General features: G+C 65.3%; 15 protein-coding genes. 3 read left to right on the plus strand and 12 right to left on the minus strand.

Annotation, left to right across the window (positions count from 1 at the left end; all coding sequences use genetic code 11):
• Nucleotides 1-216 precede the first annotated feature (216 nt).
• Entirely contained in the window at nucleotides 217-3,108 is a 2,892-nt protein-coding gene (locus tag OG474_RS29840) for a BTAD domain-containing putative transcriptional regulator (RefSeq protein WP_405056920.1), read from the plus strand.
• Nucleotides 3,109-3,162: 54 nt separating this feature from the next.
• Here the strand turns inward: OG474_RS29840 and OG474_RS29845 are convergent, their stop codons facing one another.
• From OG474_RS29845 to OG474_RS29895, 11 genes are all read right to left on the minus strand, one after another.
• Complete coding sequence (locus OG474_RS29845; protein WP_405056921.1) at nucleotides 3,163-3,375, minus strand: hypothetical protein; 213 nt, start codon at nucleotides 3,373-3,375, stop codon at nucleotides 3,163-3,165.
• 475 nt (nucleotides 3,376-3,850) lie between these two features.
• A complete protein-coding gene (locus OG474_RS29850) occupies nucleotides 3,851-4,255 on the minus strand; it encodes an Imm1 family immunity protein (RefSeq protein WP_405056922.1) in 405 nt (134 codons plus the stop codon).
• Nucleotides 4,252-5,160 (minus strand): DddA-like double-stranded DNA deaminase toxin, encoded by a 909-nt coding sequence (locus OG474_RS29855; RefSeq protein WP_405056923.1) that lies wholly within the window; start codon nucleotides 5,158-5,160, stop codon nucleotides 4,252-4,254. The genes OG474_RS29850 and OG474_RS29855 overlap by 4 nt, the downstream gene beginning before the upstream one ends.
• Nucleotides 5,160-5,420 carry a hypothetical protein gene (locus tag OG474_RS29860; protein ID WP_405056924.1) on the minus strand — a complete coding sequence of 87 codons (261 nt, stop codon included), beginning with the start codon at nucleotides 5,418-5,420 and terminating at the stop codon, nucleotides 5,160-5,162. The genes OG474_RS29855 and OG474_RS29860 overlap by 1 nt, the downstream gene beginning before the upstream one ends.
• A 30-nt stretch (nucleotides 5,421-5,450) precedes the next feature.
• The gene (locus OG474_RS29865; RefSeq protein ID WP_405056925.1) at nucleotides 5,451-5,810 is read right to left on the minus strand and encodes an Imm1 family immunity protein; all 360 of its coding nucleotides are present in this window, start codon (nucleotides 5,808-5,810) and stop codon (nucleotides 5,451-5,453) included.
• A gap of 92 nt (nucleotides 5,811-5,902) precedes the next feature.
• The gene (locus OG474_RS29870) at nucleotides 5,903-7,000 is read right to left on the minus strand and encodes a methyltransferase domain-containing protein (protein WP_405056926.1); all 1,098 of its coding nucleotides are present in this window, start codon (nucleotides 6,998-7,000) and stop codon (nucleotides 5,903-5,905) included.
• On the minus strand, nucleotides 6,997-7,944 hold the full coding sequence (gene tgmB / locus OG474_RS29875; protein ID WP_405056927.1) for an ATP-grasp ribosomal peptide maturase: 948 nt from the start codon (nucleotides 7,942-7,944) through the stop codon (nucleotides 6,997-6,999). Before tgmB ends, OG474_RS29870 begins: the two co-directional genes overlap by 4 nt.
• 32 nt (nucleotides 7,945-7,976) lie before the next feature.
• The gene (locus OG474_RS29880; RefSeq protein ID WP_405056928.1) at nucleotides 7,977-8,249 is read right to left on the minus strand and encodes a hypothetical protein; all 273 of its coding nucleotides are present in this window, start codon (nucleotides 8,247-8,249) and stop codon (nucleotides 7,977-7,979) included.
• Nucleotides 8,250-8,314: 65 nt separating this feature from the next.
• Nucleotides 8,315-8,671: a hypothetical protein gene (locus OG474_RS29885; protein WP_405056929.1), complete on the minus strand. Its 357-nt coding sequence runs from the start codon at nucleotides 8,669-8,671 to the stop codon at nucleotides 8,315-8,317.
• A 200-nt stretch (nucleotides 8,672-8,871) separates the two neighbouring features.
• Entirely contained in the window at nucleotides 8,872-9,048 is a 177-nt protein-coding gene (locus OG474_RS29890) for a hypothetical protein (protein ID WP_405056930.1), read from the minus strand.
• Nucleotides 9,049-9,216: 168 nt separating this feature from the next.
• On the minus strand, nucleotides 9,217-9,414 hold the full coding sequence (locus tag OG474_RS29895; RefSeq protein ID WP_405056931.1) for a hypothetical protein: 198 nt from the start codon (nucleotides 9,412-9,414) through the stop codon (nucleotides 9,217-9,219).
• A 101-nt stretch (nucleotides 9,415-9,515) separates the two neighbouring features.
• On the opposite strand from OG474_RS29895, the gene OG474_RS29900 reads away from it, so the two are divergent.
• Together OG474_RS29900 and OG474_RS29905 are read left to right on the plus strand one after the other, a co-directional pair.
• On the plus strand, nucleotides 9,516-10,724 hold the full coding sequence (locus OG474_RS29900) for a helix-turn-helix domain-containing protein (protein ID WP_405056932.1): 1,209 nt from the start codon (nucleotides 9,516-9,518) through the stop codon (nucleotides 10,722-10,724).
• A gap of 455 nt (nucleotides 10,725-11,179) precedes the next feature.
• Nucleotides 11,180-11,593, plus strand: coding sequence for a hypothetical protein (locus OG474_RS29905; protein WP_405056933.1), 414 nt, complete (start codon nucleotides 11,180-11,182; stop codon nucleotides 11,591-11,593).
• A gap of 48 nt (nucleotides 11,594-11,641) precedes the next feature.
• Here the strand turns inward: OG474_RS29905 and OG474_RS29910 are convergent, their stop codons facing one another.
• The gene (locus tag OG474_RS29910) at nucleotides 11,642-11,842 is read right to left on the minus strand and encodes a hypothetical protein (RefSeq protein WP_405056934.1); all 201 of its coding nucleotides are present in this window, start codon (nucleotides 11,840-11,842) and stop codon (nucleotides 11,642-11,644) included.
• Nucleotides 11,843-11,858: the final 16 nt, after the last annotated feature.

The raw sequence follows: 11,858 nt of genomic DNA on the forward strand, positions 1-11,858 counted from the left end.
GTGGCGACGTACCCGTCGAATCGGGTCAGTCCCAGGCCTCGGTTGCCGGGGCGGTTGGCCGTGCGTTCGCTGTCAAGTGAATCTCCTGTCACCACGACTTCGGATCGTGCGATGTTCACGATGGCGAGTCGTCCGTGTGGATTGCTTGCAGGTTTTCTGCACTACGCTGTCCACGCCCTGTAATCGTGTCGTTAGGGAGCGTCAGGGAGGCTGGGTGTGACGGCTGAGATCCGTCTGCTGGGTGAGGTCGACGCGCTGGTTGACGGGCGGCCGGTGGACCTCGGGCCGCCGATGCAGCGGTGCATGCTGGCAGCACTCGCGGTCGAGGCCGACCGAGTGGTGCCGGTGGATCGGTTGGTCGCGCGGGTCTGGGGTGCGGACGCGCCGCCGCGCGCGCGAGCGACGCTGCACAGCTACATCTCGCGGCTACGAGGGGCATTGGCGGGCGCCGAGGGAGTGTCCATCGTGCGACGCTCAGGCGGCTATGCACTCGCCACCGCGCACCCGGTGACCGATCTGCACCGATTCCGTGCCCTGTGTGCTCGCGCCCGCGCAGACGACGTGAACGCTGAGCGATGGTTGACCGAGGCCTTGGCGTGGTGGCGTGGCGATGCGCTGACCGGCTTGAACGGCAGATGGGCCGAGACGGAACGCGACCGGCTGGGGCAGGAGCGGTTGGCGGCACAACACGAGCTGGTCGACGCCCGGCTGAGGTCGGGTCACGGTGAAGACCTGGTTGCCGAATTGTCTGCGCGCGCCGCCGAGCACCCGTCGGACGAGCGCGTGGCGGGCCAGTACATGCTGGCGCTCTACCAGGCAGGAAGAGCCGCCGAAGCGCTGCAGCACTACCAGCAGGTCCGTGCGTGGCTGATCGAAGAGCTGGGTGCCGATCCGGGTGCCGAGCTCCAGGAGCTGCATGGGCAGGTGCTCGCTGCCAGCCTTCCCCGCAGCACGGCGCCCGCAATCGCGGCCACCGACTCGGCCGTCGGCGAGAACCGCCGCAACTGTCTTCCCCGTGACCTTCCGGACTTCACCGGTCGGGGCAGTGAACTCGCCCGGCTGGCGGCTTGCGCCGACGATCGGGCCACGGTCTACACAGTCGACGGTATGGCGGGGGTCGGAAAGACCGCGTTCGCCGTCCACGCCGGCCATCTGCTGGCCGATCGGTTTCCGGACGGTGCGCTCTATGTCGATCTGCAAGGGCACAGCGCGGGGAAGATGCCCCTGACCGCGGACGAGGCTCTGGACGTTCTGCTGGGGCAGCTCGCCATCGGCGTGACCGGTGACGCCAAGGCACAGTGGCGGGCGAAGACCGCCGTACTGCGGCTCTTGATCATCGTCGACAACGCCGTGGACGAGACGCAGGTAGGGCCGCTACTGCCTGCCGGTCCCAGCCTGGTGATCGTGACGAGTCGAGCCCGGTTGCCGAAGCTCGCCGGGGCCCGGCCGCTGTCCCTGGTCGTTCTGCCGGAAGCGGAAGCTACGGCGTTCTTCGCTCGTCAGGTGGGCGCCGACCGGGCGGCCGCCGAGCCCGAGGCCGTGGCACGCATCGTCGGCATCTGCGCGGGCTTGCCGCTCGCGCTCCGGCTGTCCGGCGCACGGCTGGCACACCGTACGGCGTGGCCGATCGCGCATCTCTCCGCGCAGTTGGTCAATGCGCGCGGACGGTTGCCGCAACTGTTCGCCGACCGAGAAGTGGCACTGGCGTTCCGGATGTCCCATGAGCACCTGCCCGCCGCCGACCAGCAGGTCTTCTACGCGTTGGCCCGGCACCCCGGTGCCGACGCTGACGCCGCCGTCCTCGCCGCAATGACCGACATGTCTTTGGGGCAGGCCGACGACGCCCTGCAGAGGCTGGTCGATGTCCATCTGGCCGAGGAACCCGTGCCCGGCAGATACCGCCAGCACGACCTGCTGAGGCAGTACGCCCGCGGTCTGTCCGACGACCCGCAAATGACCGAGAAGATGCTTGACCACTACATGGCAGCGATCACGGAGGCGACAGCCCACCGTGGGGGCAACGGTCCGGACGCCGCGGCGGCGAACGCTTGGCTGATGGCGGAGCGCCGCAATCTGCTGGCTGCGACGCGGTGTGCCGCGGCTGAGGGATACAGCAACAAGGCCTGGCGGCTGGCCATCTCCTTCTGGCACCTGCTGGGTCGCAACGTCGCCGATGACCCGATCGAGCTGCTGGAGCAGGGCCTGGCTGCGGCGCAGGAGACGGGGGAGGGCGGCGAGGGACTGCTGAGCACTCTGCTGGCGTTGGCCCACTGGTCAGCCGGTCACACGTCGCGCGCCTACGATCTGCTGACCGCCTCGGCGAAGCAGCAGGAGAACACCGAGTCGCACGCGCACACACTCGCCTTGCTCGGCCTGATGCACCTGCAACGCGGTGCCCACACGGAGGCAGCAGACCATGCGCAAGCGGCGTTCGACGAGCTCGCCAGTCTCGAGCGGCTGTCCCCGCTCGGCATCGATGCCAAAGTCATCACCTTCTGGACCCGTGGCGTCGTACGGGGTCTGAACGGCGACCACCAGACCGCGCTGACCTATCTCCGAACGGCCTACGCCGAATGCGAGGTACTGGGCCAGGACAGCCCCAACGACCACGTGCTCACCGCACTGGCCCGATGCCTGATCGCACTCGGCGCCTCCGAGGAAGCCCTCGGTCACCTCCATCAGGCACGTGACCTGCGGCAACGGATCGGCGATCTCAAGGGCGAAGCCGAAACCTTGATTCTCATCGGAACAGCACACCGTTCGTCAGGGCATGCCCACGCCGCCCTGGAACCACTACGCGCCGCCGTCACCATGTCCGACGACGACGCCCGGCTCCAAGCACAGGCCCGGATCGAACTCGGCCGGACCCTCGCCGCGCTGGCCCTCACCACCGAGGCCGTCGAGCAGTACGACCTCGCCCTCACCATCGCCGTACCGGGTGATCACCTCCACGAACAAGCCCAGGCCCACCACGAGCTCGCCCAAATGCTCGGCGAAGACGATGCCGAGGCGGCACAGAAGCACCTCCAGGCGGCAGCCGAAATCGCCATCCGACTCGACCTGGAACGCCCCGAGTCGCTGCCACACCTACGCCCCGCCGGCTGGTGAACCGCAGTACGAGGCGTTCCTTCGGACGGCGCAGGCTGGGGACATCACCGCAGGTCAGACGCGGGTTCGGGGGTTTCTACGGCGTGCGCCGTGCCGATACGCCATGAACAAACTGGCGGTCACACAAGCAAAAACGCCGACGCGCCCCCAGCTGAGCCAGCTGGGGTCTGCGACCGCAAGAGCCAGTGACACCACGCCCAGCACGCTGCCGACAAGGCTCAGCACCAGATACAAGCGTCCCCGGTCCCCGCTGCGGTCGCTACTCATCAGCCGATCGTACTGACCTCGCACCGGAGCGCGTACCCCTGAAATCACATAACCGCAGGTCAGGGAGGGGGTTTGTGCGCCAGGCAGGACTCGAACCTGCGACCAACGGAGTCGCAGTTCGGGTCATCACCGGAGATCAGCTTGGATCAGCAAATGCCATCTGACCTGGTGTTTCGTCCTGATTACTGCGGCATCGACTTCATCAGAGATCTGCTCAAGTCGTCATGAATCATGCGACTACCGGTCAGACTTCCGGTCACATCTGAGGCGGGCAGGGGTGGCCTGGCAATGCACCCCGAAGCTCGCTCGTCGAACTCTGGAACACATGACGGGTGCGACGTGATCTGCTGGCCGCGCCCCTGCCCACGACTTCCAGGATGACAGAAGACTTGCGAGCGCATCTGGAGTTATCCACAGGCCAGCTCATGACGGCTGTCAGCGTATTACGCGGACCCAGTCCCTGCATGATCGCCTGCTACGACGCCGGCTCCTCCGGCAGCGGGACCACCGTCCACGCGACCACCTCTGGGCGGCGTCCAGTCCGCTGGAACTCGATGGCTGCTGCTCTGGCCTCCTCGACGCCGATCGCGCTCCCGTCATCCATGTGCGTCGGCTGCTCCCCCATCTGGAACGTGGCTACATGAGGCTCCGCAAGCGTCGGAGACGAGTGGTAGATCTCGCCGGATAGGCCATCCTCGTAGAACCGCAGTGTGCTGAACTCCGCTCCCAGGCCGATGCTGAGTATGGCGTCGTCTGGCGACGAGAGTTCAAGCCAGGTCGGATACTTCAACGCCGAAACCTTGTCGAGCAGTGCTACCAGATCGTCCGCCGACGTTACGTGGACCAACTCGAAGTCGTAGCTCGCCTCAAGCGCGGTCATGCCACTCCCTTTCCATTGCCACGGAACACGTCGCTCTTGAGCCCGTCGCTCTCGGGCCAGTAGACCGTCAGTTTGGTACCCACAGGAAGCAGATCCTCCAAGATGGCGTAGCAGCCCAGTCTGCGGGGGCACGGCCGGTTGTTAACGTACAGCGTCACATCCTTAGATGCTCCAGCTCGACGCAAGATCGCCGCTGCATGTCCTTCTACATGGTGCAAGGCCGTGATCGCTCGGCGATAGTTCCCGGTCAGTCCTGGCCCAGTCGCTCCCGGTCCGCCGCGCCCGCTCGTGATTTCCTCAGGCTCCCCGTTGCCGATCAGGATGCCGTCCGTTGGGTCGGTCTCCTTCGTTCGTACAGGTAGCTTCTTAAACAACTTCAAGTCGACCTCGGACCAGTCAGCGCGACGCGCTGGACGAGCGCCCTTCAGCTCTACCTTCGGCCCATCGCCACCGAAGCCCCGGCTCATTTCACCGTCAGGCTGGCTGCCTCCCGTGACACCGGTAGGCCGTCCGCCGCTCCGGCCACCTGGTCCCGATCTGTCCGGCGCGCCACGGCCGGCACTCCGATCACCCGCTCCTGGACCACCGGTCGTCAGCGGATTCCGGCTCGCTGATCCTGAGTCGGGTTGGCTGGTCCCGCCGAGCTGCGCTCCGATCAGACGCTCGGCCCAGCCCTTGGCCTTCGGCGGAGCCATGGACAGATAATGAGCTGCCTCCTCGCACCTCTGCGCAGCGGCATAGAGCTGCTGGGCAGCCATAGACGCTCCGCCGCCCGACACCTGGAGCGCGATATCCGCATTCTCTCGGCACCGAGCAGCCGTGCGCTGAAGGCGGGCCGCGATCTCCGGCACCTCGTTCATACAGTCCACAAGGCCGCGTGCAGCCTTCTGAAGGTCCGAGGGCATCAGATCTGGTCGGCGTAGCTCTTGCACCCAGCAGAAGCGATCTCCAACGCCTCCGCAGCCTGCTCCACGGCCTTGCCCGCCGCGTCCAAAATCTCCGAGATGTCCCGGTCGACCCCGGTCGCCGTACCGGCGATCAGGCTCTGGACCTGCTGGCTGTTCTGGGTGAATCGCAGCTTGAATCCGGCCAGACCACCCGCCGCCTGCTTGGCCTCCATCGAGACCTGGAACAACTGTTCTTTGAGCTGCTGAACGTCTGACATTTGGTTCCCCTCACTGGGCGATGTTCCGGGTTACCTCTCCAGCCAGCCTTCGCTGGGCAGGTCAAACCTCCTCCAGGCAACGGATGTCGGCCGAGCCCCGGTCTCCAGGAACTCACTGGCCGCGTGCTGGGCCGACGCCGTGTCTATCGCGCTGCCAGGCATGATCGAGATGGCTTCGCCGAAGTCGTCAAACACCTCGTTCTCGGGCAACACGATGTTCCCGGCTGAGTCGTACCGATCCCCCTTGCCGCCTGCCTCGTAGAAGACGAGCGAGCTGTAGTCCGCTCCAAGAGCGATATGAAGAGCAGCCGAGGAGAACGGCTCGTCGGTCTCGCTCGGACCAAGAAGTTCAAGCCAGACAGGCTGTCTGCGCTCGTTCACGAAGTCCATTAAGCCTCGAATCAGCAACCACCTGGTGGTCCGCGAAGTTTTGCCGCCACCATGGCCGAGGCCATAGCCCGCGGACAGGAACCGGACCATGCTCACGGCACCGCCGGAAGGTGCCAGGTGAGGTCGGTGCCCGCAAGGCTAACGGTTTGCAGGTCGCCGTCGATGTCGAGGCGGAACCTGTCCCGGGACGGCCGGCCGAGGTCGTCCCAGCGCTGGTGAGCGGCTTCGACGGTGTCCCAGATCCGCTGTGGTCCCGCCTGGGCGACGCTTCCTTTCTCGATCCTGGCCCAAGATCCGTCTGGGTGCGTGAAGATCGCGGTGGCCGTGTCACTTAGCTTGGTCAGGAAACGAAGGCCGGGAAGTTCGAGCGCCTGAACGAAGCGGAAGCCGCCGTCGAACCACACTGTCTCATCCAGCTCGGTGGGCCGAGCAGTGGCGATGGCTGAGGTGATGTCGGCGATCTGGCTGCCAAGGTCAGCGGGTCGGGGATCAGGACGCAGAGACATGAAGAAGGCCGCGCCCGGCAGAAAGTGCCCAGTGCCGTGACGGTTGTCGTCGAAGTCAACGACGGCTACGCCGGTGGCTATCGGCGACACGATGCGCCCACCGGCGCGCGTCTGCTCGATCCAGGCTTGTGGGATTCGGTTCGGTGCGCAGGTCGCGATGATTCTGTCGTACAGCGCGCCGCCGACCCAGCCGTTACCGCCGTCACCGATCCCCAGGGTCGGTTGGTAGCCGAGCGAGGCGAGTCGTTCCCTGGCGGCGTTGACGAGGTCGGCGGCAATGTCGACGCTCACAACGTTGGTGTCTCCGAGCCGGTGGCAGAGCAAGGCGGCGTTGTAGCCGGTTCCTGTACCGATTTCCAATGCTCGGTTTCCGTCTGCCGGGTCCAGTGCTTCGAGCATCGTTGCCATCAGGCTCGGGACTGTGCTCGACGACTTCGCGTCAGGCGAGACGACCAGCAGTTGGTTGCTGTAGACACCTTCCAGCCACTCGTTGGGTGAGGTCTCGTCAACGGCCGGCTGAGCGTCGGGGCCTTGGCGGTAGAAGACCGGAACGAAGACGTGACGGGGTACGGCGTTGAAGGCTGCTCGCCAAGGCTGGTCGGTGACCGCACCGTCCGACACCATCTCGTCGACCATCTGACTGCGCAACTTCGCCGCTGTCGATTCCCACAGATCCCCGCTCACCCAATCGCACCTTTCTCCAGAATGTCTGCCAGCGCTGCACTGATCGGCAGGCCGGTTTCTTGCTCGATCCAGGCCCATTGGCCGTTGGGGTTGACCTCGATGAACACCCAGCTCCCGTCCGGCCTGACGATGAAGTCGAACGCTCCGAACAGCAACCCGAGCCGTTTCATCATCTCGCCTACCGCCTTCTGCACCTCGGAAGGCACGCGCGTCTCCCGGTAGGTGACGGCGCGGCTGTGTGCCCGGATGTCCACCGCGCCGTTCGGGTCGTCCGGCTTGATCGCCGCCGCGAAGCATTGCCCGTCGACGTAGGTGAGGCGCACCTCGTAGTCCCGCTCCACGACTTCTTGGAACAGGTGAGCCGTAACTGCGATGCCCGGGTGTCCCCAGTCGGCCTCGGGGACTTCGGATGTGTACAGCAGCCCCCTACCTTCGTCGGCGTCCTCGTAGACGATCGTGGACAGAGACTTCGTCACGATGCGTCCGACCCTTTTGCCGAAGGACACCACATCGTCGGGCCGATTCGTGACCAGCGTTCTGGGAACTGTGAGCCCCACCCGCGCGGCAACCGCCAGTTGGTAGGGCTTCACCCGAGCGTCTGCCATCCGGCCCGGGTTGTTCAGCCAGGTCACATCGGGCAGCCCGGCCAGGACGCCGAACAGTGCGTGCCGGGCCTGGGACCGAACGAACTTGGCTTCGGCTTCAGGCATCCCGTTCGGGACCTTGAAGCCGGACGGCCGGCGGTAGTAGATCGCCCGTACGTCGGCCAGCTCGACAAAGCGCAGCGGCCCGAGCACCTCCCCGAACCAGGACCGGTCGAAGATGGCCGACAGGTCAATGGAGTCCGGGAAATCGCCGGGATCCAGACGCCAGAACCCGACGCCTCGCTGATTCAGATGCTCCAGAACGAAGTCCGCCGTCGGGTCACAGACTTCGGTTAGCACCAGAACGCGAGGGCTCGGACCGCTGCGCGGCCTCACTTGTCGTCCGTATACCAGTCGAGGCTGATCGCGGTCTTGCCGTCGCTCTCAGATGAGCAGGTCGTGGCTGCCGTGATCAGGTTCTTGACCGGCCGCTCACCGACGTACCCGATCTGGGTGTCCGGGTCGAGGGTCACCGCGTCCCGGTCGTTGCGGAAGTCCGGCTGCCAGCGGGCAGCCAAGATCCCGAATGCCTTGCTTACCTCACTCGCCCCGGTGCCGTGCGCCGGTCCCATCGGGACTCGCTCGGTGTCCAAGTCAATGGTCATGGTCATGTGGGTTCCTCTTCTCGTTTCTGACGCTGTTGCGTCGTCGTCTTCACCAGGCGCCCTGGTCAGGGCACCCGTGATCCGCCGCCGGTCTGGCCGGTGGCGGAAGTCCGGTACTGCGTCGGCAACTGGTGGCATTGCGAGGTTTCGGCGGTCGACTCTTCCGGGGCATCGTCAAGCCACCGCACCTCCGTCGCGCCTCCGTGTCCGTGGACCATGAGCAGCGATTCCAGCGACGGCCACAACGTGACGCATGGGTTATCGCCCAGCCACGCCACGGCGACCCATCCGTTGCTGAACATCACGACCTGCGCCACGACCCCAACCCCGCTGACCCCTGACGGATCGCGATAGCGGTACAGCTCGCCCCGGCGGAAGGCCGCCGGGCGGCACGTCCCGGTCTCGATCTCAAGCGTGGTCACAGGTACTCCTTGCCGATAGTTGGAACAGCGGCGGGCGACCGACTCGCCTCACGCACGGTCACCCACCGCTGGTCTTGAGGAGCCCTCGATCACGGGGGTTAAATCGAGGGCTCCGTCTTGTGACGGGACCGGTACCTAGCGCCGATCCGCGCCATGAGGAAGTGAGGGGCGGCACCGGTCCCGCCGGTTCATGGGCTACGTCAGTCCCGGGGGTCGTACGGTCGATCACGTGGGTAGGCCGCCTCGTGCCGCGAGATCTCCACTGCGCGGATCTGGTCATAGGGATAGAGCAACCTGAGGACGACGGCGTACGCGTTGGCGTGATCAGTGGGCGCGTCCCGCCAATCAACTGTCCGGCCAGCGCGCATGACCTTCACACGCCACCACTTTTGCTCGATCACTGCTCGGGCGGGACGGTCGGCACCACGGTCACGCGCAACTTGGCGAAGCGGAGCCAGTAATGCAGCACCAGCCTGAGCGCGAGGTCCCGATCTACGGTTGAGTCCGCGATGGCGTACCCGTTGAACCAAAGCCGCACTCGCCATTCAGATCCCCCCTTGGTGGTCGTCTCCTGCACCGCTGTCTCCCGTGTCGATCAGGTCGCCGTCGAGCTGGCGCTCACCCCGAAGCCAGCCCTCGAACAACTTCCGCTGAGGCATGGGGCACCGGCCCGCCAGCTCAGCAATCTCGTCCTCGGTCAGCTCGTTGCTGGCCCGAAGTTCGTCGTCCCTATTCAGCGCCATGACACAGACCGTAACGACGATTAACCGTCTGTGGGGGGCGAAGTATTACCAGCCGTAATGCAGCCCTCACGGACTAGATCGAACCCGGGTACCGTGGAGGTATGAGCGACATCGTCGACGACCGGTACATCGGGCAGCAGGTGAAGGCGTACCGCGCGCTGCGCGGCCTGACGCAGAAGCAACTTGGCCAGATGGTCAACAAGACGCAGGGTGCGATCGCGCAATATGAGCGCGGTCTGCGGCCAGTCACTGATCGAGGGGTGCTCTACGGCCTGGCGCAGGCGCTTCAGGTCGAGGTTGGGGACCTCACCGGGCATGCCCAGGACAAGGTCAACCCGAACGTCATCGCCTTCCATGCTGCGGTCCCTCGCATCGAGGCCGCGCTCATGAGCCAGGGCTACCTCGACAAGCCAGGTGACCCGGCTCCCATCGAGCGGTTGGCTATCGACGCCCAGAGGGCGCTCAAGATCCGGATGGGCAACGACTACTCCACGCTCGGCGGCATGCTGCCCAACCTGATCAATGACCTCTATCGGCACACGATGGAGGGCGACGAGGTCACGCAGAGGCGGGCTCACGAGGAGCTGACCAAGGCCGCATTCGTCACGGCGCTGGCGACGAAGGGGCTGGGGTACACCTCGCTGGCTTGGAACGCGGCCAGGGCGGCATCCGAATCAGCGCAGGCGGTCGGAGACCCAGGTGGTCTGGCTGCGGCTGAGTTCGCGCGGAGTCAGGTCATGCTGGGTACGCCGGGTGCGATGACGGCATCGCTGAACTACTCGGCTGGCGGCGCCGACCGATTGCAATCTGAGCTGACCACGCCGGCCGACCTTGAGCTGTACGGCATGCTCCATCTCCAGGCTGCGCTCACCTCCGCTGCGCTGAAGAAGGACCCCGGAGCGCACATTCGCGAGGCCATCGAGACGGTCCGGCGAGCAGGCGACGGCTCGGCCTATGAGCTGAGCTTCGGTCGGGAAAACGTCATCATCTGGCAGATGTCTATCGCCAACGAGATGCACAACGCTCGCGAGGTCATCGAGCTGTCAAAGACGCTCAACCCTGAGTCGATTGACACCAACGATAGGCAGTCGCGGTACTTCATGGAGCTGGCTCGGGCCCAGGCGGCAACGGGGCAGTACTCCGCGGCCATCGCTACGCTGCTTCGCGCTGAGCTGTGCTCACCGCAGCAGGTTCGTACCCGCGCCATCATCAAGGAGTTGGTAGGGTTTCTTGTCCGAAAAGCGAAGCGTCAAGTCGCCGACGGCGAGCTTGGGAAGCTTGCTAAGCGCGTCGGCGCAGTTGCCGGCTGAGGGCACCTCACCCGACACTTCACTCGAACATCTGTTCTAATATGACTTCATGGGGAACAGGCGCGCTCCGTATGAGCCACCGCCGCCACCGCCGGACCAGCGGCGGCGGCTCTGCATGGTTCGGGTTTACCCAGACAAGGCGGAGTGTCCTGGCCTGATCTACGAATGGCGTCAAACGAACGCGAATCTTTGGGTAGCTCGCGTCAGCTACGTTCCTGATCCGCGCAAGACCGAGTCTCGGGAAGACTGGTTCGCGCGAGGGTTGGTACGGGTCGTAGACCCGCCCGAGGTCACAGCCGCACAGCGGGCGGTAGCTCGCTATCACGAGGCCGGCGGCAGGTGATGAGGACCGCGGTCTGTCCCACGCGAACCGAGCTGCAACTGCCGCTCGATTGAGGCAGAATGTCGGGCTGGGCCAGGGGTGGCCCGTTCATCTATCTGGGGGATTCATCTCAATGAAGTCAGTTCTGTGTGCCGTCGCGGTCATCGCTCTCGCTGGCGGCCTTGCGGCCTGTGGTGGTGACGAGACGCCCGCGGCCTCACCGAGCACAAGCGCACCGGCGCCGACGACGTCAGCAGCTCCGAAGCCGGCGGCTTCGTCATCTTCCACACCGAGCAAGACCGTGATCGAGCAGGCGTTCGTCCTTGAGGTCATGGGCAAGGTACCCGAGGCGGCCCTCGCTCGGGATGCTTTGATCGAGAATGGCCACGCGACGTGTGAGGCGTTCCGTGAGAAGCCCGGCACGGTGAAGACGCTGACCGACAACATGAAGAAGGCAGGTCAGCCGGAGGCCAGCATCAAGATGCAGGAGGCAATCGCCATTGCGGCGATCCACAATCTCTGCACTGACCAGGCCGGCGACCTGTAGGCCCAAAGAAAAATACCCCCAAGGCTAGATGCCTTGGGGGTATCTGTTTCAGTTTCTGCGGTTGCGCTGAGCCTCCATCGCCTCTGCGGCGTCATTCACCGCAGCCGCGCCCTCCTGGAGCGCCTCGTCCCAGGTTGTGCTCTTGAGGGGCAGGGCAAGCTTCTTCACTGCGCTGCCCACCGGCACGCTCATGATGACTTCATAGCCGAAGCCGCTTCGAGCCTTCTGGACCTGGAACGGAATATCCATGCTGCCATGATAGAGG

Source organism: Kribbella sp. NBC_01505, from assembly GCF_045040285.1.
Taxonomy (GTDB): Bacteria; Actinomycetota; Actinomycetes; order Propionibacteriales; family Kribbellaceae; genus Kribbella.